The 19,804-nt window shown below is 35.8% G+C and carries 18 protein-coding genes; 17 read left to right on the forward strand and 1 reads right to left on the reverse strand.

What is annotated here, in order from left to right:
- Nucleotides 1-292: 292 nt before the first annotated feature.
- The gene (locus tag HMPREF3103_RS05470; protein ID WP_070438037.1) at nucleotides 293-1,672 is read left to right on the forward strand and encodes an MATE family efflux transporter; all 1,380 of its coding nucleotides are present in this window, start codon (nucleotides 293-295) and stop codon (nucleotides 1,670-1,672) included.
- A gap of 30 nt (nucleotides 1,673-1,702) precedes the next feature.
- Nucleotides 1,703-3,085, forward strand: coding sequence for a deoxyguanosinetriphosphate triphosphohydrolase (locus HMPREF3103_RS05475; RefSeq protein ID WP_049555020.1), 1,383 nt, complete (start codon nucleotides 1,703-1,705; stop codon nucleotides 3,083-3,085).
- A 96-nt stretch (nucleotides 3,086-3,181) separates the two neighbouring features.
- On the opposite strand, the gene HMPREF3103_RS05480 is transcribed toward HMPREF3103_RS05475, so the two are convergent.
- Entirely contained in the window at nucleotides 3,182-3,481 is a 300-nt protein-coding gene (locus HMPREF3103_RS05480; RefSeq protein ID WP_005606827.1) for a DUF1827 family protein, read from the reverse strand.
- Nucleotides 3,482-3,764: 283 nt separating this feature from the next.
- Between HMPREF3103_RS05480 and HMPREF3103_RS05485 the strand changes: the two genes are divergently transcribed.
- From HMPREF3103_RS05485 to HMPREF3103_RS05555, 15 genes are all read left to right on the forward strand, one after another.
- Nucleotides 3,765-4,031, forward strand: a complete 267-nt coding sequence (locus HMPREF3103_RS05485) for a phosphocarrier protein HPr (RefSeq protein WP_039849104.1) — start codon at nucleotides 3,765-3,767, stop codon at nucleotides 4,029-4,031.
- 1 nt (nucleotide 4,032) lies between these two features.
- On the forward strand, nucleotides 4,033-5,760 hold the full coding sequence (ptsP, locus tag HMPREF3103_RS05490; RefSeq protein ID WP_070438039.1) for a phosphoenolpyruvate--protein phosphotransferase: 1,728 nt from the start codon (nucleotides 4,033-4,035) through the stop codon (nucleotides 5,758-5,760).
- A gap of 434 nt (nucleotides 5,761-6,194) precedes the next feature.
- A complete protein-coding gene (locus HMPREF3103_RS05495) occupies nucleotides 6,195-6,782 on the forward strand; it encodes an ECF transporter S component (RefSeq protein ID WP_005606819.1) in 588 nt (195 codons plus the stop codon).
- Between the two features lie 3 nt (nucleotides 6,783-6,785).
- The gene (coaBC, locus tag HMPREF3103_RS05500; protein WP_070438042.1) at nucleotides 6,786-8,003 is read left to right on the forward strand and encodes a bifunctional phosphopantothenoylcysteine decarboxylase/phosphopantothenate--cysteine ligase CoaBC; all 1,218 of its coding nucleotides are present in this window, start codon (nucleotides 6,786-6,788) and stop codon (nucleotides 8,001-8,003) included.
- A gap of 172 nt (nucleotides 8,004-8,175) precedes the next feature.
- On the forward strand, nucleotides 8,176-8,868 hold the full coding sequence (locus HMPREF3103_RS05505; protein WP_210384823.1) for a sugar transferase: 693 nt from the start codon (nucleotides 8,176-8,178) through the stop codon (nucleotides 8,866-8,868).
- Between the two features lie 15 nt (nucleotides 8,869-8,883).
- Nucleotides 8,884-10,104: a DegT/DnrJ/EryC1/StrS family aminotransferase gene (locus tag HMPREF3103_RS05510; RefSeq protein ID WP_070438045.1), complete on the forward strand. Its 1,221-nt coding sequence runs from the start codon at nucleotides 8,884-8,886 to the stop codon at nucleotides 10,102-10,104.
- Between the two features lie 14 nt (nucleotides 10,105-10,118).
- Nucleotides 10,119-11,924 (forward strand): polysaccharide biosynthesis protein, encoded by a 1,806-nt coding sequence (locus HMPREF3103_RS05515; protein WP_070438048.1) that lies wholly within the window; start codon nucleotides 10,119-10,121, stop codon nucleotides 11,922-11,924.
- Between the two features lie 61 nt (nucleotides 11,925-11,985).
- Nucleotides 11,986-13,002: a glycosyltransferase family 2 protein gene (locus tag HMPREF3103_RS05520; protein ID WP_070438051.1), complete on the forward strand. Its 1,017-nt coding sequence runs from the start codon at nucleotides 11,986-11,988 to the stop codon at nucleotides 13,000-13,002.
- 76 nt (nucleotides 13,003-13,078) lie between these two features.
- On the forward strand, nucleotides 13,079-14,440 hold the full coding sequence (locus HMPREF3103_RS05525) for an LCP family glycopolymer transferase (RefSeq protein WP_070438054.1): 1,362 nt from the start codon (nucleotides 13,079-13,081) through the stop codon (nucleotides 14,438-14,440).
- Nucleotides 14,441-14,461: 21 nt separating this feature from the next.
- On the forward strand, nucleotides 14,462-15,502 hold the full coding sequence (locus HMPREF3103_RS05530; RefSeq protein ID WP_070438057.1) for an LCP family glycopolymer transferase: 1,041 nt from the start codon (nucleotides 14,462-14,464) through the stop codon (nucleotides 15,500-15,502).
- A gap of 24 nt (nucleotides 15,503-15,526) precedes the next feature.
- Nucleotides 15,527-16,234 (forward strand): IspD/TarI family cytidylyltransferase, encoded by a 708-nt coding sequence (locus tag HMPREF3103_RS05535; RefSeq protein ID WP_070438059.1) that lies wholly within the window; start codon nucleotides 15,527-15,529, stop codon nucleotides 16,232-16,234.
- A gap of 1 nt (nucleotide 16,235) precedes the next feature.
- Nucleotides 16,236-17,264, forward strand: a complete 1,029-nt coding sequence (locus HMPREF3103_RS05540) for an alcohol dehydrogenase catalytic domain-containing protein (RefSeq protein WP_070438062.1) — start codon at nucleotides 16,236-16,238, stop codon at nucleotides 17,262-17,264.
- 15 nt (nucleotides 17,265-17,279) lie between these two features.
- Complete coding sequence (locus tag HMPREF3103_RS05545) at nucleotides 17,280-18,119, forward strand: LicD family protein (protein ID WP_070438065.1); 840 nt, start codon at nucleotides 17,280-17,282, stop codon at nucleotides 18,117-18,119.
- On the forward strand, nucleotides 18,103-19,059 hold the full coding sequence (locus tag HMPREF3103_RS05550) for a glycosyltransferase family 2 protein (RefSeq protein WP_070438068.1): 957 nt from the start codon (nucleotides 18,103-18,105) through the stop codon (nucleotides 19,057-19,059). The genes HMPREF3103_RS05545 and HMPREF3103_RS05550 overlap by 17 nt, the downstream gene beginning before the upstream one ends.
- 14 nt (nucleotides 19,060-19,073) lie before the next feature.
- Nucleotides 19,074-19,790 (forward strand): hypothetical protein, encoded by a 717-nt coding sequence (locus HMPREF3103_RS05555; RefSeq protein ID WP_070438071.1) that lies wholly within the window; start codon nucleotides 19,074-19,076, stop codon nucleotides 19,788-19,790.
- Nucleotides 19,791-19,804 lie beyond the last annotated feature (14 nt).

The following is a 19,804-nucleotide window of genomic DNA, read 5'->3' on the forward strand; positions in this document are numbered from 1 at the left end:
TAAAATTTAATTCGTATTTTTTATAAGGTGAACTATGCTTCTTAGACCGCCATAAATCAAAATGCGGATAAAAAAAGACGAGTCTTACGAAAAATTAGTTATCGCTAAAATTGGAGCGTCAGTTGCTGCTTTTTTATGGAGCGCTCGCTGGGGATTCTGAAACCGAAATAGTGGGATGGGATGTTTGACAAATTTAGGTTGCAAAGTTAAGATAAATGTATTGGTAGATCTCTCCGCGGATGGAGGGACTTTTTTTATGCATATATACAATTGATTGAGAAGGAGAGTTTTGATGGTAGTTGAAGAAAAACAAAATCCGTTAGGGTATGAGAAAATTAGTACACTGGTTCGAAAAATGGCGATTCCGGCGATTGTCGCGAATGTGGTGAACGCTCTTTATAATATTGTTGACCAAATTTTTATCGGGCAAGGGGTAGGATATTTAGGGAATGCGGCTACGAATATTGCCTTTCCAATTACGACTATCTGTATGGCGATTGGATTAATGGTAGGAATTGGTGCTGCCTCGAACTTTAACTTGGCACTTGGGCGAAAAGAAGATAAACATGCGCGTGAAGTGGCAGGAACTGCAGTTGTGTTACTTTTAACAGCTGGATTAATGATTATGAGCATTGTACTCTTGTTCTTGCAACCTTTACTGAATTTATTTGGTGCAACCGATCAAATTTTAGGGTATGCCAGTGAATATGCTGGTATTACGGCGCTGGGGATTCCATTCTTTATGTTTTCAATTGGGTTTAATCCACTCGTTCGTGCAGATGGTAGAGCAACATATTCTATGATGGCGATTATTATAGGAGCGTTGCTGAATACAGTGTTAGATCCGTTATTTATCTTTGGATTTAATATGGGGATTGCTGGAGCTGCTTGGGCAACGGTAATCAGTCAAATCGTTTCTGCCCTTGTATTAGTAGCGTACATTCCACGGTTTAGATCGGTTCATTTTGAGAAGGGCGATTTTAAATTATCATTTGAAGATGTAAAAGTCATTGCATCTCTTGGGTTAACCTCGTTCATCTTCCAAATTTCCGCGACCATTGTCCAAATCACATCGAACAACTTACTTCGTTCATACGGGGCACAATCAGTTTACGGTAGTGATATTCCGATTGCGGTTGGTGGTGTTGTAAGCAAAATCTTCGTTATTTTCATTGCAGTTGTGATTGGGTTAAATCAAGGAGCACAGCCGATTTTAGGATTTAACTATGGTGCAAAAAAATATTCACGTGTCCATGAAACGATGAACTTGCTATTAAAAGTCACTTTAATTTTATCGACAATACTATGGATATTATTCGAAGTTTTCCCACTCCAACTCATTCAAATGTTTGGAAGCGGGGACGCTCTCTATTATGAATTTGGCGTTCGATATGCGCGTGCTTACTTATTCTTTACTTTCATTAATGGGATAACCATTATTGTGACAACATTTTTCCCTGCAATCGGAAAAGCGAAATTAGGGGCAATTTTATCTCTTACACGTCAATTATTTGTTCTACTTCCAGTGATGCTTCTTCTTTCAACTTTGTTTGGTGTTGATGGACTGATTTTCTCAGGACCTGTATCGGATTTCATTTCATTCATAATTTGTATCTCAGTTTATCTTAATCAAATGCGCAAAATTCCAAAGGTGGACGAACTTTTGGTATAATGGTAAGAGGTAACGGAAGGGGTATGATTTATGGAATGGTCTAAATTACTATCAACAAAACGTATTTCTGGGAAAAAAGCGACTCACCGCAATGAGTTTGATGATGATTACAAACGGATTGTAACGAGTCCGGCTTTTAGACGTTTGCAAGATAAAACGCAGGTATTTCCTTTAGAAAGACTTGATTTTATCCATACGAGACTGACGCACTCATTAGAAGTTGCTATGGTGGCGAGGTCCTTGGCTAAAGAAATTGTGATTCTATTACAGGAAGAAGTTAAAAAGCAACCTGATAGCAGTCGTCAAGAAATGATTGATAGACAAGAAGATGTCTTGAAAATTGTTGAATGTGCGAGTTTAGTTCATGATTTAGGAAACCCTCCGTACGGACATTTTGGAGAAGATATTATCCGTCAATGGTTTAAGAAAAATCTTCCTAATATCTTGAGAGAACGAAGTGATGTTGCTGATGAGTTTTTATCAAGTCCATATGTAAATGATTTTTATCGTTTTGAAGGGAATGCTCAATCCCTACGCATTGTTTCGAAACTTCATGATTTTAAAGGAAAATTTGAAGGTTTGGATTTAACAGTGGCTACTTTAAATACGATTTTAAAATATACTTACCCCTCTTCTTATAAAAAAACAAAGGAAATAACTTCTAAGAAAGTTGGGTATTTCTATTCAGAAGAAGATGCGTTTAAAACAGTGACGGAAATTACGGGAACAGGCACTAATCGACATCCACTGACCTTTATTTTAGAAGCAGCAGATGACATTGCATATTTGGTTGCAGATATGGAAGATGCGATTGGAAAAGGCGTGATTTCTTTTAGAGATGTGCGAGAATTTCTACTAGCTAATTTGAGTAATGATGCATATAACGCACCACATTCCGTTCATACTCGTGAAATATTAACGACTATCGATGAAGAAGTTTTCAGTGTGAATCGTTTCTTTGTGGATTTACGAGATAAATTAATCGATGGAGCACGTCATAATTTTGTGAATCATTATGATGAAATTATGGAAGGAACGTTTAACCAAGATTTATTCAAAAATTCTTGGGCTGAAGATTTATATTTCATCCTTCGAAAACTTTCTGAAGAACAAATTTATGATCATAAAGGGATTTTGAGACTAGAAATTGCTGGCTATACGACGTTGACCTATTTATTAGATAGTTTCGTGCCTTCTTTAGTTGCGTATGACACGAATCGCCAATTAGACTATGTAGAATTGAAGAAGATTGGTATCATTTCTGAAAGTCAGAGACGCTCGTATCATTATTTTGCTAAAGGAAAGAGTGAAGTAGAAAAATTATACTTACGTCTTCTTTTAGCAACAGACTTTATATCAGGGATGACAGATAGTTATTCACATCGCCTCTATTTAGACATGGTTGGAATCTAAATCAGCAAAAAGACCATATATGATCTTTTTCGGCTCAATATAAAAAAAGAGTACCGCTAATGAAATTGCTTCATTAGCGGTTTTTGATTGCTTCCGTTAATTAAATGAGGGTCGTTTTTTCTCCACAGGGATACTAATTTCAACAAAGTTATCTGCATGGATAATATCAAGGCCATCAGGTTCCATATGGAACAAACGATGAACGACAAATTCAATTTCAACATCTTTAATGCGTCTTTTTTTATTTAAGATGACAATATCACGGTGAGTGGCAGCGTCAGCATAGAAAACAGTTGTTTGGCCAAGAGAGTATACTTTGATATAGAAAGCATCCGTGTTAGCTAACTGTTCATTGACAAGTTGAGAGTGAGAATTAGTAATATCAATAAGTTTCATTTCAGACACAGCCTCCTTTATTTATGTCGAATATTAATATTATTATACAGCGTTTTTAATATTATTTCATCTCTCTTTTTTTGAAAATTTAATTTTTTTGAAAAAGGATGAATAGCTTGCTCTCAGTAAGATGAAAGTGCTTTTAAAAAATATATTGAAATAGTTGTTAAAATCGAAAAAAAATGGTAACCTTATTAAATGAAAGGGTTGTATTTTTGAGGACTACATGCTCTCGAATGTACATTTCTTAAAACAAAATTTACTTTCAAAGGAGACTTTCAATATGGAAAAGAAAGAATATCATGTAATCGCAGAAACAGGAATCCACGCTCGCCCAGCAACTTTATTAGTTCAAACAGCTAGCAAATATAGTTCAGATATCCAATTAGAATACAAAGGAAAATCTGTTAACTTAAAATCAATCATGGGCGTTATGTCATTAGGTGTTGGCCAAGGTGCTGACGTAGTGATTACTGCTGAAGGTGCTGACGAAGCAGAAGCATTAGCAGGAATTGACGAAACAATGAAAAAAGAAGGATTAGCTGAATAATATGAAACCAACATTACAAGGGATTGCTGCTAGTGATGGTATCGCAATTGCCAAAGTATATACTTTGACTGAACCTGATTTAACAGTGACAAAAGTGACTGTAGAAGATTCAGAAAAAGAAGTTTCACGCTTGGATGATGCATTAGCAGCGTCAATCAAAGATGTCGAATTAATCAAGGAAACAGCTTTAAAAAACTTAGGTGAAGAAGAAGCACAAGTATTCGATGCTCACTTAATGGTTTTAAGCGATCCAGAATTAATTGGACAAGTAAAAGATAGCATTACATCTAACAAAGTTAATGCGGAATCTGCATTAAAAGAAGTAACAGATATGTTTATTTCTATTTTTGCAGGAATGGAAGATAACCCTTATATGCAAGAACGTGCTGCGGACATTCGTGACGTATCTAAACGTGTCTTAGCTCACCTTTTAGGCGTTAAAATTCCTAGCCCAGCAACTATCAAAGATGAAGTGATTATCGTAGCTGCCGATTTAACACCGAGCGATACAGCTCAATTAAATCGCCAATACGTAAAAGCTTTCGTTACTGATATTGGTGGACGTACTTCTCACTCAGCGATTATGGCGCGTTCTTTAGAAATTCCAGCAATCGTTGGTACTAAAGAAGTGACTTCAATTGCTAAAGACGGAGATATCATTATCGTGGATGGTTTATCAGGGGATGTATTCCTTAACCCATCTGAAGAAGTGGTTGCTGAATACCGTGCTAAAGCTGAAGCATTTGCGGCTCAACAAGCTGAATGGGAAAAATTAAAAGATTCAAAAACTTACACTAAAGATGGCCATCAAGTTGAATTGGCTGCAAACATTGGTACACCAAAAGACTTAGAAGGTGTTGTAAACAATGGTGCAGAAGGTGTTGGTTTATACCGTACAGAATTCTTATACATGGATTCTCACGAAATGCCAACAGAAGAAGATCAATTTGAAGCTTACAAAGCTGTTTTAGAAGGCATGAATGGAAAACCTGTTGTCGTTCGTACAATGGATATCGGTGGGGATAAAGAGTTACCATACTTACCATTACCACACGAAATGAACCCATTCTTAGGATATCGTGCTATTCGTATTTCATTAAACGAACCTGAAATGTTCCGTACACAATTACGTGCATTATTACGTGCATCTGTATACGGTAAATTACGTATCATGTTCCCAATGATTGCGACATTAAATGATTTCCGTGGTGCTAAAGCATTATTAGAAGAAGAAAAAGCTAAATTAATCGCAGAAGGTGTTGAAGTTAGCGACGATATCCAAGTAGGTATCATGATTGAAATTCCTGCAGCGGCAGTTTTAGCTCACCAATTCGCTAAAGAAGTGGACTTCTTCAGTATCGGAACAAACGACTTAATCCAATACACAATGGCTGCTGACCGTATGAACGAACGCGTTTCATACTTATACCAACCATATAACCCATCAATCTTAACGTTAATCAAACACGTAATTGATTCAGCACACAAAGAAGGCAAATGGGCTGGAATGTGTGGGGAAATGGCTGGAGATCAAACAGCTGTGCCTCTATTAGTAGGTCTTGGATTAGATGAGTTCTCAATGTCTGCGTCAAGTGTTCTAAAAACACGTAGCTTAATTTCTAAATTAACATTAAGCGATATGCAAGCATTAGCAGCTAAAGCGATTAATGAATGTGCAACTGTTCAAGAAGTTGAAGCATTAGTTGAAGAAGCTGTATCAAAAATCTAATAAATAGATAGCCTGAACACCTAAGGGGAACCTTAGGTGTTTTTTGTTCAGCGAAATATCTAAGAAAGTATTAAAACTTTTAAATGTATTTTAAGGGGGATATTCTTCAGCATAGGAATGTGGTATACTTTCCTAGAAGAAACAGAGGATAGGAGTTTAAGAGGGATTATCATGAAAAAAAGAATTGAGAACTGGGTCAAAAAGTTAGACTCACTAGTTGGATGGACACTGTTATTTTATGTCATCATTACATGTATTATCCTGTATAGTATTTTTACTGATTTTACGAATGCGACAGATTTTATATATAATGCTTTCTAAAAAACTGAAAATAGCTGATTAAAGTTGAATTTTGAAGCTATTTTCAGTTTTTTTGCGTTGATTGGGAGTAGAAAGCTTAGTATAATACAATCATTAAGACTAGAGGTGACAATATGAAAAGAGAAAAAACTTTTCAGATGGTATTAAGTGCGATGTTTATTGCCATTATTATTTTGCAAAGTTTTGTACCATTTTTAGGGAACTTACCCTTATTTATTTTAGATATTACCATTATCCATATAACGGTTATTGTTGGAGGGATTGTATTAGGACCTAAAGCAGGATTCCTTCTTGGGTTCGCATGGGGATTCAGTTCCTTTTTACGTGCGTTTACTTCAGGAAATGCAGTAACTTTTATGATATTTACAAATCCTTTCATTTCAATACTTCCAAGGTTGTTAATGGGAGGACTCATTGCCTTGTTTTATCATAAAATGAGCAAAGTAATTACTTATGACAAATTAAGAATGGCTTTGTCAGGATTTTTAGGAAGCCTGATGAATACCATTTTAGTTTTAGGACTGATTTATCTATTGATGGCAGGACAATATGCAGAATTAACAGGAAAGACGGTAGCTGAATTGCCTCTTGTACTTATGGGGATTGTAATGTCAAATGGGATTGCAGAAGCGATAGCGGCGTCTATTATGACACCGATTATTGCATCTGTTTTACTATCGGTTTCTAAGAAAAGAGGATAGTGTATGTGGAAGGGTAAAAACGTAACCGTCTTTGTAACAGGTGGCATTGCCGCGTTTAAAGCTGCAACACTCGTCCGCTTGTTTGTAAAAGCAGGGGCAAATGTTGAAGTAGCAATGACGAAGAGTGCGTGCGAATTCATCACACCATTAACATTTCAAGTGTTAACGAAGAATAAAGTTCACATCGATACCTTTGACGAAGATGAAGCGAATAAGGTTCAACATATTCATTTGGCGGATCAGACAGATGTGGCTATAGTTGTACCTGCAACGGCCAATACGATTGCGAAAATGGCTAATGGAATTGCTGATAATTTCGTTACAAGTACTTTACTAGCAACAACTGCTCCTATTTATGTAGTTCCAGCGATGAATGAACATATGTGGGAAAATCCAGCAACGGTTCGAAATGTGAAGCAACTTGTTGAAGATGGCAAGTCAGTGATTGAACCTGCAACTGGATTTTTAGCTGAAGGCTATACTGGGAAAGGACGTTTACCGGAACCTGAAGAAATTTTTGAACAAATCACTTTTCTGGAAAGCAAAAGAGTAAGTAAGTCTCCTTTGAAAGGGAAGTCAGTATTAATCACTGCAGGCGGAACAAAAGAAAGAATTGATCCAGTTCGCTATATTTCAAATGATTCTTCTGGGAAAATGGGCTATGCATTAGCGAGAGCTGCTGCCGTTTTAGGAGCCGAAGTTCAGTTGATTTCAACCACAAAGCAATTAAAAGTTCCTTACGGCGTTCAAGTGACTTATGTAGAAAGCGCACTTGAGATGCATGATGTAGTCACACATCTGTTTCCCAAAACAGACATTGCTGTGATGGTAGCTGCAGTATCGGACTACTATGTGGCCAATCGTTTAAATCAAAAAATAAAAAAACAACAAAATGAATTAGGATTGACGCTAGAGTTGCTAGAAAATCCAGATATTTTAAAAAAATTAGGTCATTCAAAACGAGAAGAACAAATAGTTATCGGTTTTGCAGCAGAAACGACGAATGTGCTTGAATATGCAAAAGCAAAATTAGAAAAGAAAAAAGCAGATGTCATTATTGCCAATGACGTCTCAAATTCTCGTATCGGTTTTAATTCGGACAGTCACCAAGTCACTTTGTTAACAAAAGATGGACATATAGTGAATCTTCCAGAAAATTCTAAAGAAGAATTGGCTTTAAATATATGGGAAAGCCTTCTTGAAGAAAAAATTATTCATTAAAGTAGAAAATTTAATAAATAATGATTGAAACTGAAAATGTCGAATAGATATTTTCAGTTTTTTGTTTTCAAAATTTTACGATTAATTTATTCAAGATTAATAGAGAAATTTACCTCAAAAGAAGAAAGTATGGTATAATAGGAAAGGTTATCTAGGCATGAGGGGAGAAGTTATGGAAGAAAAAAATTCTTTGCCAGAATTTATGAGGAATGAACTCGTAATTAACAAACAAAAAGAACTTCGACAGAAAAAGGGGTATTTAATTTCAAAACGAATTTTTGATATAGTAGTGTCCTTGCTACTTCTAATTCCTTTATCAATTGTATTTATCATCATTGCAATTGCGATAAAATTAGAAGATGGAGGACCGGTATTTTATAGACAAGAGCGGGTCACTACCAATGGACGTATTTTTAAAATCTTTAAATTTAGAACGATGATTTTAAATGCAGATAAAGTAGGACCATTAGTTACTCAAGATCATGACCCACGAATTACAAAAGTAGGACGTCGTGTAAGAAATTATCGCTTAGATGAAGTGGCACAGTTGCTGAATGTACTTATTGGAGACATGTCTTTTGTAGGGGCTAGACCTGAAGTTCAAAAATATGTTGATGCATACACTCCAGAAATGCAAACAACACTCTTATTGCCAGCCGGAGTTACTTCATTAGCCGCTATTGAATTCAGACATGAGGCTGAAAAAATTGCAAAGTGGACAGAGCAAGGGTTGAGTGTGGATGAAGCATATATCCAGCATATCCTGCCTGAAAAAATGCAATACAATATTGATTATTTAAATGAATGTAGTTTAAAAAAAGATATTGCAATTATGGTAAAAACTGTGATTGCTGTTTTAAAATAACTTGGAGGGAACAACATGAAAGTTAGAAATATTCCATTTTCACCACCTGATATTTCAGAAAAGGAAATTAATAATGTAATCGAGGTATTAAAGTCTGGTTGGATTACAACTGGGCCAAAAACAAAAGAATTTGAACGTCAATTAGCAGAGTTTATGGGGACAGAAAAAGTGGTTTGCTTAAACTCAGCAACAGCTGCTCTAGAATTAGCGTTACGTGTACTAGGCGTTGGACCTGGAGATGAAGTGATTGTTCCAGCATTTACGTATACGGCTTCTTGTAGTGTGATTGAACACGTTGGAGCAACACCAGTAATGGTGGATATCCAAGAAGACCATTTTGAAATGAATTATGATGCTCTTGAGGCTGCAATTACTGAAAAAACTAAAGTAGTTATTCCAGTAGAATTAGCAGGTGTCCCATGTGATTATCGTCGTATTTTTGAAGTGGTTGAATCTAAACGAAGCTTGTTTAAGCCAAAGACAAACTTACAACGTCACTTCAATCGTATTGTTGTCGTTTCTGACTGTGCGCATGCGATTGGAACGACCCGCGATGGTGTTTCTGTAGCTCAGTTAGCAGACTTTGCATCCTTCTCATTCCATGCCGTTAAAAACTTAACGACTGCTGAAGGTGGATGTATTACTTGGAATCCAGCAAATGAATTGGATTCTGAAGCGATGTATAAAGAATTCCAAGTATACTCATTACATGGACAAACCAAAGACGCTTTAGCAAAAATCAAACCAGGTTCTTGGGAATATGACATTGTCATTCCAGGATATAAATGTAATATGGCCGATGTAATGGCGGCTATTGGGTTAGGTCAATTAGAACGTTATCCTCAATTGCTAGAGCGTAGAAAAGAAATCGTTCGTCAATTAGATGCTGGATTAGCAGTTGATTCACGTATTCAAGTACTACAACATGAAGGTGAAAACTATCAATCTTCACGTCATTTATATATCACACGCATTAAAGGGGCTTCCTATGATCAACGAGGCGAGATTATTATTAAAATGGCTGAACGTGGAATTTCATGTAATGTTCACTATAAACCACTTCCTTTATTAACAGCTTATCAAAATATGGGCTTCAAAATGGAAGATTATCCAAATGCTTACTGCTTCTTTGAAAATGAAGTAACTTTACCGTTACACGGACTACTAAGTGATGAGGATATTGACTATATTGTTCAAAATTATTTAGAAGTAATTAAAGAAGTGCTTGGACAATAAGAGAGGATGATTTCATGAATAATCGATTTAGAATTTTATTATTATTCATCGTCGATTCGTTACTTGTTGTTGGTTCAGTATTTTTAGGATTTCGATTAGTAACTGAAGGGTTGATTCGTAATATTCACGGATTAACGATTACGGCGATTCTATCTTTAATCGCCTACTATATTTTTTCTTATTTCTTCAATTTATATTGGAGAGATTGGGAATATGCCAGTGTCTATGAAGTCATTACGGTTGTGAAATGTGTTTCTGCAACGGTAATTGTTTCTACAATTTCAGGCTTAGCGTTCTTTGACACGAAAGTAACGTGGCAATTTTTAATCGTATGCTGGTTATTGCTGGTGATTTCAATCGGTGGAGTTCGTCTATCGATGCGTGTGTTCCGTGAATTCTTTGCAGATACTAGCGTTATGGAAAATGCGAAACCTACTTTAATTGTAGGAGCAGGAGCTGCAGGTACTTTATTAGTTCGTCAAATGCTCATGCATCCAGCAATGAGAATGGACCCGATTGCCTTTGTGGATGACGATCCAGATAAACTTCGTAAAGATATTTATGGAGTTCGTATTCTTGGTGCTATTAAGGATATTGAGCGTATTGTGGATACAATGGGGATTACAAAAGTAGTTATTGCGATGCCATCTCTTCCGATCAAGAAACTCAATGAAGTATATGATGTAGCCCGTAAGACCGGTGCAGAATGCGTTATTTTACCAAACATTGATGATGTTATGAGTGGGAACTTACATGTTCAACAACTAAGAAATGTGGAGATTGAAGATTTACTAGGGCGTGACCCAGTAGAACTCGATCAAACGATGATTGAAAAACAATTACGTGGTAAGAAAATCCTTGTTACCGGAGCAGGGGGTTCGATTGGTTCAGAAATTTGCCGTCAAGTAGCTAAATTCAAACCAAAAGAAATCATCATCCTAGGACATGGTGAAAATAGTATTTACCAATTAAATATGGAATTAGTAGGGAAGTATTCACAACACTTCACGATTACGCCAGTGATTGCTGATGTGCAAGATCGAAAACGTATCTTTGAAGTGATGGATAAGTATAAACCAGATGTGGTTTATCATGCTGCAGCTCATAAACATGTACCTCTAATGGAAATTAATCCTCGTGAGGCCGTTAAAAATAACATTCTTGGAACAAGAAATGTTGCAGAAGCTGCTAGTCATGCGCGTGTTAAATCGTTCGTAATGGTATCGACTGATAAAGCCGTTAACCCACCAAATATTATGGGAGCGACGAAACGTCTTTGCGAAATGATTGTGCAAGATATGGCGACTCGTAGCGAATATACAAAATTCGTTGCAGTTCGTTTCGGGAATGTTTTAGGTTCACGTGGTTCAGTAATACCGCTCTTCAAGAAGCAAATTGCTGAAGGAGGACCTGTTACGGTGACTCATCCTGATATCGTGCGTTACTTTATGACGATTCCAGAAGCTGCTCAATTAGTCATTCAAGCGGGTTCTCTTGCTCGAGGCGGAGAAATCTTCGTTCTTGATATGGGAAAACCGGTGAAAATTGTAGACTTAGCGAAAAACTTAATTCGTCTTTCAGGATTTAGCGAAGGTGATATTGAAATTAAGTTTACTGGATTACGTCCAGGTGAGAAGATGTACGAGGAATTATTAAATGAAGGGGAAGTAAATCCAAAACAAGTCTTTCCGAAGATTCATATTGGAATTGCAGACAATTCTCAAATTAATCGTGTATATAATTTTATCGAAAATTTTGAAAGTTATTCTGAACAAGAATTACATGATGAATTGATTGATATTGCGAATAAAAAGAAATAAAATAAAAAGGATTGGGATGTTTTGTTCCAATCCTTTTATCATATGACCAAGAGGTGGAAAAATGTTAGTTTCCGTTAATATTAGCGCATATAATGAGCAAGATTATTTGCCAGAAATTTTTGAAAGCTTAAAAAATCAAACGTATCCATTAAAAAATATCGAAGTCGTTTTAGTGAACGCAATGTCGACTGATGGTACGCGTTCTTTAATGGATCAATTCAAACTAGAAAATGAGCACTTATTTTACGGTGTTAAAATTTTAGACAATCCAAGAAAAACTTTAAACACAGGCCTTAATTTAGGGTTTAAAAATTCTGAAGGAGAGTGTTTCTTAAAGATTGATGCGCACTCCAAAATTCCAGTGAATTTTATTGAAGCAAATGTGAAAGTCATTGAATCTGGAGAAAAGGTTTGTGGAGGAAGAAGACCGACTATTGTGCAGGCGGATGATGATTTTTCAAAAACGTTACATATTGTAGAAGAATCTGCGTTAGGGAGTAGTATTGCAAACTACCGTAAAGGGGATGAGAGTCGTTATGTAGATTCTGTGTTCCAAGGGATGTATCACCGTGATGTTGTAAATCAGGTTGGATATTTTGATGAAAAACTAACTCGTACAGAAGATAACGAATATCATTATCGCATTCGTAAAAATGGTTTTAAAATTTGGTACGATACCTCTATCGAATCGTTTCAATATATTCGCCCAACATTGTCTAAAATGATCCATCAAAAATTTGCCAATGGATATTGGATAGGATTAACATCCCATGTTTGTCGTGATTGTTTATCTCTATTCCATTTTGGGCCAGGAGTATTTGTGGCAACTTTATTAGGTTTAATGTTGTTAACGCCGATCAGTTTTGCGCCGCTCGTGACCGTATTTTCGCTATATATATTAGCGGTCTTAGGATTATCAGCGTTTGAAATTTCGAAGCAAAAATTTAACCCTACATTATTATGGATTCCGTTGATTATGATAGCCATTCATTTTGCATATGGAATAGGAACCATAAAGGGTTGGATTTTTGGGTTTCAGTTTAAAAAGGATTATTTTAACGAAGAAGTTAATTCTTAAAAAACTATAAATACTCATGAGTTCAGGGGAATCTATGGTATAATTAACTGATTGTATAGTTATTGGAGTGGAATGAATGAGAGTAAACGAAGAAAAAATATCAAATAGAAGAAAACAAAGAAAAAGTCAAAAAAATAGAAAAATTATCCTTACCGTAGCAATCGCTATTGTTGCTGTTCTAATTGCGGGAGTAGCATATGCATGGAGCCGTATTTCGCAAGCAGAGGATGCGATTCATCAGGAAGTAGATACGCTGCAACTAAGAGATAAAGAATTAACAGATGATAGTAGTTTTTCAGTATTACTTTTGGGGATTGATAATGGTGCCTATGGCCGTGATACAGAAGTGGGCCGTTCAGACACAATGTTGTTGGTAACCGTTAATCCAAAACAAAAGAAAACAACGATGATTAGTATTCCCCGTGACTCTTATACGGAAATTATCGGGTATGGGACTTTTGACAAATTGAACCACGCGTATGCATTTGGGAAAGAAAAATTTGCGATTAATAGTGTTCAAAATATGTTAAATATCCCGATTGATTATTATGTAACAGTAGACATGCAAGGCTTGATGGGGCTTGTAAACGCAGTGGGGGGATTAGAAATTACTCCTGCATTGACATTTACTTATGAAGATGAGTCGTTTACGGAAGGTGTGACACGACATGTAGATGGAGAAGCAGCATTACGATATGCACGTATGCGTTATGATGATCCAGAAGGAGATACTGGTAGACAGAAACGTCAACAATATGTGATTCAAAAATTAGTCGAAAAATTACTGTCATTAGGTTCAGTAACGAAATATGAAGAGATTTTAAAAACTTTAGAAAATTCAGTAAAAACGAATTTTACAGTTGAAAAATTATTCCAAATTGTGCAAACTCACAAAGAAGCTCTTCAACATTTTGAAACAGATACCATTAATGGGGACGGAGCGATGATTAATGGAATTTATTACTTTGTCATCCCAGAAGAAGAAAAATTGAGAATTTCGAATGTACTGAGAAAATCACTTGATTTAGAAACAATTTCTGAATTGCAGCATATTGAGACAAAAGAAACACAATCAACTGTGGATATTCAAAAAAATGCGCCACAGCAGAACTCACCAGTACAAGAAAAAGAAGACACTTATGTAGAGCCAAATGTGACTCCAAATTATAACTATAACTACAATAACAATAACAATAACAATTACAATTACAATAATAGTAATTCGAATAATAATGCTGAGGAAAATGATGCAACGCCTTCAACACCGTCAAGTGCGGCGGATACAAGTGCAGCTACACCAGTTGCTCCTGCTACAAGAGCTCCTGAAGTAACAGCAGCTCCAGAGCAACCTCAAACCCAGGTTCCAGCAACACAAGCAGCACCTGTGACCCAAGAACCGGTAAAGCCAACTCAGCCAACTAAAAACCAAAATCCATAGAAATAGTATTGGAGTGAAACGATGAACGAATCAAATGAATGGAGTAGACAAAGCAGACGTCAACAAAAGAAAAAGAAAAAAGGACGTGTAGCATTTGTATTCATCTGTCTTTTTGCAATTATTGCGGTTCTAGGAACGTATTATGCAAGTAAAATTAATAATACGATTAATACGATTACTCAAAGCGTTGGAAATCGTACAGAACAAGAGGCTAATGAGATTATAAAAAATGCTAAACCAATTAATGTTTTGCTACTAGGAATCGATAATGGTGCATACGGACGTACCGAAGAAGACGGGCGTTCTGACACGATGTTACTTTTGACAATTAATCCTACTACTAAAAAATCTCAATTATTAAGTTTACCTAGAGATACTTATACTGAGATTGTAGGGACAGGTGGGTATGATAAATTAAACCACGCCTATGCATATGGGAAAGCACCAATGGTTATTAATTCCGTTGAGAAGTTGCTTGATACAACCATTGATTTCTATGTACAAATTAACATGGAAGGATTAATGGAGTTTGTTGATGCGGTGGGTGGTATCGAAGTGACGAGTCCATTGACCTTTACGTATGAGGAACGAACATTTATCCAAGGAAAAACAGAAACACTAGACGGAGAAAGTGCCTTACGTTTTGCACGTATGCGTTATGATGATCCAGAAGGAGATACAGGACGACAAAAACGTCAACGAATCGTGATTGAAGAACTCGTTAAGAAATTGATGACGTTTAATTCTATTGCTAACTTCGAGCAATTAATGAATGCGGTAAGCAAAAATGTTAAGACAGACATACCAATTGGCCAAGTAATGGCACTTAAAAACACTTACGGTCCTGCTATTACAGGAAATAATTTAACACAAACCTTTATCGAGGAAAGACAGTTATTATTAACAAACAATGCGGGAGAACAAATTTATTATTCTTATGCAACAGATGATGTCTTGTTAGAAAATAGTAATTCTATCCGTAAATTGATGGGACAACCAACTGTTCAAACGTACCCATTACTTCAACAAAGAGAAGATTTATATTATTTAACAACTCCGTAATTAGGAAAATAAGAGGTGTAGAAAATGATTTATGCAGGGATTTTAGCCGGTGGTACCGGAACTCGTATGGGAATCCAAGAAATGCCAAAACAATTTTTACCATTAGGAAACAAACCAATTATTATTCATACAGTTGAAAAATTCTTGTTTGTTCCAGATGTAGATGTTGTCTATGTGGCTGTTCATCCAAACTGGGTGAGCTACTTCAATGATTTATTGGACAAACACATTTTGACAAATAAAGACAAAATCCGCGTGGTGAGTGGCGGGGGAAATCGAAATGATAGTATTTTAAGTATTATTTCAGATATTAAGAATAGCAGCTCGTTTTCTAGTGAAGATGTACTGATTACACATGATGCGGTTCGTCCGTTTGTTTCATACCGCATGATTGTGGACAATATCGAGGCAATGAAAAACTACGATGTTGCGGATACGGTAGTAATGGCAAATGATACCATTGTGGAATCCGTTGATGGTAAAGTGATCTCTTCCATTCCAAACAGAACTCATATGTATCAAGGTCAAACTCCTCAAACATTTAAAATTCAAGCCTTCACTGATTTGTATGATAGTTTGGCAGATGATGTCAAAGAAATTTTAACGGACGCTTGTAAAGTATTCGTAGTTAATGATGTAAAAGTAGCTCTTGTCGAAGGTGAATACTCAAATATCAAGATTACGACCGTTACGGATTTAAAAATTGCGCAAGCGATGTTAGGGGAGATTTAAAATGATTAATCGAGTGTATCAACTCATTCGCCCATCGTTTTTCTCAATTAAATATGAAGATGTATCTTTTTATGAAAAAGATACTGTAGTCGTAAGACCGAATTACTTAGCCTTATGTCATGCAGATCAACGGTATTTTCAAGGGACAAGACCTGCTAAAATTCTTCAAAAAAAATTACCGATGGCATTGATTCATGAATGTTGTGGAATCGTTGTTGCGGACCCAACAGGAACCTATAAGCCAGGAGATCATGTGGTGATGATTCCAAACCAACCACCACGTGACTTTGATCATAATACTGAATTTTACGAAAACTATGTGAATGGAACATACTTCCGTTCGAGTGGTCACGATGGATTCATGCGCGAATTTGTGACGATTCCAATCGACCGCGTTGTGAAATATGAAGAGGTTCCAGATAAAGTTGCTGCCATTTCTGAATTCGTATCAGTGGGAGTTCATGGACTTCGTCGTTTTGATAAAGTAGCCCATAGTCGTCGTAATCGTATTGTGGTTTGGGGTTCTGGAAGTTTAGCGTATGTCGTAGCAACGATTGCAAAAGCAAAATTCCCTGAATCAACAATTATTGTAGTAGGGAAAGATCCAGAAAAATTACGTTTATTCTCATTTGTGGATGAAGTATATGATGTGAGCAATCTTCCCGAAGATTTTACCTTCGACCATGCGATTGAATGCGTTGGTGGAAGTGGAACACAAGATGCTTATCGCGAAATTATCAGACATATTCAACCTCAAGGAGCAGTTGTAATGATGGGGGTTAGCGAGTTTGAAGTTCCTCTAAATACACGAGATATTCTTGAAAAAGGATTGACATGGGTCGGAAGTTCTCGTTCTGGTCGTAAAGATTTTGAAGAAGCTGTTCAATTCATGTCTGATCCAAAAGTACATGCACGTTTAAATCTAATTATTTTTGAATCCAATCCAATTCAAGAAATGAAAGATATTTATCATTTCTTCGAGGAAGATAAATTAACGCCATTTAAAACAGTGGCAAAATGGGATATTTAAGAAAGTGGGGAACATATGGAACCATTACAGGAGAAATGTTTAGAAATGGCAGAATACTTTGTGTCATTTTGCAAACAACATGAATTATTATGTTATTTATGCGGTGGTGGGGCCATTGGAGCACTTCGCCATAAAGGATTTATCCCTTGGGATGATGATTTAGATTTCTTTATGCCACGAAAAGACTATGAAAAACTCATTGAATTGTGGCCTAAAGAAGCGGACGCGCGTTATGTGATGTCAAACAGTGACGAACATTACTTAGACCGTAATTTATTCGTAACGATTCGAGATAAAGAAACGACTTGTGTGAAACCATATCAACAAGATTTAGAGATTCCGCATGGTTTAGCGATTGATATCCTTCCATTAGATTATTATCCAAAATCAGAATCAGAACGTAAGAAACAAGTGAGATGGGCACTGATTTATTCATTATTCCGTGCACAAACGATTCCAGAAAAACATGGTGGTTTGATGAAATGGGGAAGTTTATTCCTATTAGGATTATTCCCAACAAGTTCATTACGCTATAAGATTTGGAGCAAGGCTGAGCGCGAGATGACAAAGTATACTCGTGAAGAAAGTGACGGGATTACAGAGTTGTGTGCAGGCCCTGGTTATATGAAAAATAAATATCCAATTGAAAGTTTTGAATCGGCATTGTTCCTACCGTTTGAACAAACAGAGATGCCAATTCCTGTTGGATATGACGCTTATCTAAAAACAGCATTTGGAGATTATATGACACCTCCTCCTGTTGAAAAACAAGTTGCACATCATGATGCTGTATTTGTTGATTTAGAGAATGGATATGAAAAATATAAAGGGGAGTATTATGGAACCAAAAATTAGTATTATCGTTCCTGTTTATAACGTTGAGAAGTACTTAGAACGATGTGTAGAATCTTTAATGAATCAATCCTATAAAAATATTGAGATTCTTTTAATTAATGATGGTTCTACCGACAATAGCGGAAAGATTTGTGATGAAATTGCGAAACGTGATTCACGAATTATCGTCCACCATAAAGATAATGGTGGGTTGTCCGATGCCAGAAACTACGGTGTTGATAAAGCGACTGCTGATTTCGTTGGATTTGTGGATAGTGATGACTATGTTGATGAAGATATGTATGAAGTCTTACTCTCAAATCTTTTAAAATATGATGCGGAGATTTCTTTCTGTCGATTATATGATGTTTATAACGATCAAGTTCTAAAAGATGAATCAAAGAATGAGCCTTACTTAATGACAAGTGAAGAAGCCATTAAGATGGTTCTTGAGGCAAAGATATTTTCAGTAACTGCAGTAAATAAACTGTATAAGAAGAGTTTATTTAATCAAATCCGATTTGAAAAAGGAAAAATTGCGGAAGATGCATTTCTAATGGTGGATCTTTTAAGTAGATGTCAAAAAATTGCAGCTACAGAAGTTCATAAGTATTATTATATGCATCGTGAAAACAGTATTACTACACAAAAATTCACTCCGAAATTTTTAAATGTGATAGAAGCCTATGAAAAGAATGCAAAAATAGTTGCAGAAAAATATCCTAATTTACAATATCAAGCAGATACTCGTATCTGTTGGGCTTATTTCTACGTTTTAGATCGTCTTTTAAAAGATGAAGCGTACAAAGACAGTGCTTTAGAAGCTCAATTAATTCAAAATTTGAAGAAGTATAAGAAATTTATTTTAGGAAATTCTTTATTCAATAATAAGCGGAAATTATCATTCTTATTACTATTGATTCATAAGAATCTATACAAAATAATTATTAAAAGAGTTTAGGGAGTAAACATAAGATGTTAAAATGGCTAAAATCAACAATGGCTCATTTATTAGGGAACCACAAAGAGAAAATTTTAAAGTTGCCTATTATTAAAAACTTAAATGATTTAGCAAATAAGAAGATTGATGGAGACCGTCAACTCTTATTGAAAGAAAATGCTCACCAAATTTTGAAAGAGTTTGAAGAAGTGAATCGTCAGTTAGGACACAAAAATTGGATTGAAGCTGGAACTTTACTAGGTTATGAAAGAGAAGGGGCTATTTTAGCTCACGATATCGATATGGATTTTGCAATGATGAGTCCCAAAGACTCGAATGAATTAGAAACCATTATTGAGTTTTTATCAAAAAGAAATTTTGTATTGAATCGTAAATTAATCTATCAAAATCAAGTGAAAGAAATTTCGTTTTCCTATAATGGGTTAAATGTTGATATAATTTTGTTTGACCGAGTAGACGATAATGTGATTTCTACGACCATGATTTGGTACGGAATGAATGCATTAAATAAACCTGTCAATGTTGAAGCTTTTTATTATGAACTACCTATGGAAGACCTTAAAGAAGTCACTTTTATGGAAGCAAAAACTTATGCGCCAACAAATGCAGTAGATTATTTGAAAGCTTATTATGGTGAGGATTATTTGATTCCAAATACCAACTATGATTGGCGTCAAAATAAAATCTATGTTCCTGTAGACGGTAAAGAAGCAAAAGTAGAATTGATTTAAAACGAAAGAGAGTG

The organism is Granulicatella sp. HMSC30F09, assembly GCF_001806915.1.
Classification (GTDB): domain Bacteria; phylum Bacillota; class Bacilli; order Lactobacillales; family Aerococcaceae; genus Granulicatella; species Granulicatella adiacens.

Excerpts from the sequence above, each read along its gene's own strand:
- HMPREF3103_RS05470 (WP_070438037.1), top strand. The coding sequence starts at position 293 with ATGGTAGTTGAAGAAAAACAAAATCCGTTAGGGTATGAGAAAATTAGT.
- HMPREF3103_RS05475 (WP_049555020.1), top strand. The coding sequence starts at position 1,703 with ATGGAATGGTCTAAATTACTATCAACAAAACGTATTTCTGGGAAAAAA.
- HMPREF3103_RS05480 (WP_005606827.1), bottom strand. The coding sequence starts at position 3,481 with ATGAAACTTATTGATATTACTAATTCTCACTCTCAACTTGTCAATGAA.
- HMPREF3103_RS05485 (WP_039849104.1), top strand. The coding sequence starts at position 3,765 with ATGGAAAAGAAAGAATATCATGTAATCGCAGAAACAGGAATCCACGCT.
- ptsP (WP_070438039.1), top strand. The coding sequence starts at position 4,033 with ATGAAACCAACATTACAAGGGATTGCTGCTAGTGATGGTATCGCAATT.
- HMPREF3103_RS05495 (WP_005606819.1), top strand. The coding sequence starts at position 6,195 with ATGAAAAGAGAAAAAACTTTTCAGATGGTATTAAGTGCGATGTTTATT.
- coaBC (WP_070438042.1), top strand. The coding sequence starts at position 6,786 with ATGTGGAAGGGTAAAAACGTAACCGTCTTTGTAACAGGTGGCATTGCC.
- HMPREF3103_RS05505 (WP_210384823.1), top strand. The coding sequence starts at position 8,176 with ATGGAAGAAAAAAATTCTTTGCCAGAATTTATGAGGAATGAACTCGTA.
- HMPREF3103_RS05510 (WP_070438045.1), top strand. The coding sequence starts at position 8,884 with ATGAAAGTTAGAAATATTCCATTTTCACCACCTGATATTTCAGAAAAG.
- HMPREF3103_RS05515 (WP_070438048.1), top strand. The coding sequence starts at position 10,119 with ATGAATAATCGATTTAGAATTTTATTATTATTCATCGTCGATTCGTTA.
- HMPREF3103_RS05520 (WP_070438051.1), top strand. The coding sequence starts at position 11,986 with ATGTTAGTTTCCGTTAATATTAGCGCATATAATGAGCAAGATTATTTG.
- HMPREF3103_RS05525 (WP_070438054.1), top strand. The coding sequence starts at position 13,079 with ATGAGAGTAAACGAAGAAAAAATATCAAATAGAAGAAAACAAAGAAAA.
- HMPREF3103_RS05530 (WP_070438057.1), top strand. The coding sequence starts at position 14,462 with ATGAACGAATCAAATGAATGGAGTAGACAAAGCAGACGTCAACAAAAG.
- HMPREF3103_RS05535 (WP_070438059.1), top strand. The coding sequence starts at position 15,527 with ATGATTTATGCAGGGATTTTAGCCGGTGGTACCGGAACTCGTATGGGA.
- HMPREF3103_RS05540 (WP_070438062.1), top strand. The coding sequence starts at position 16,236 with ATGATTAATCGAGTGTATCAACTCATTCGCCCATCGTTTTTCTCAATT.
- HMPREF3103_RS05545 (WP_070438065.1), top strand. The coding sequence starts at position 17,280 with ATGGAACCATTACAGGAGAAATGTTTAGAAATGGCAGAATACTTTGTG.
- HMPREF3103_RS05550 (WP_070438068.1), top strand. The coding sequence starts at position 18,103 with ATGGAACCAAAAATTAGTATTATCGTTCCTGTTTATAACGTTGAGAAG.
- HMPREF3103_RS05555 (WP_070438071.1), top strand. The coding sequence starts at position 19,074 with ATGTTAAAATGGCTAAAATCAACAATGGCTCATTTATTAGGGAACCAC.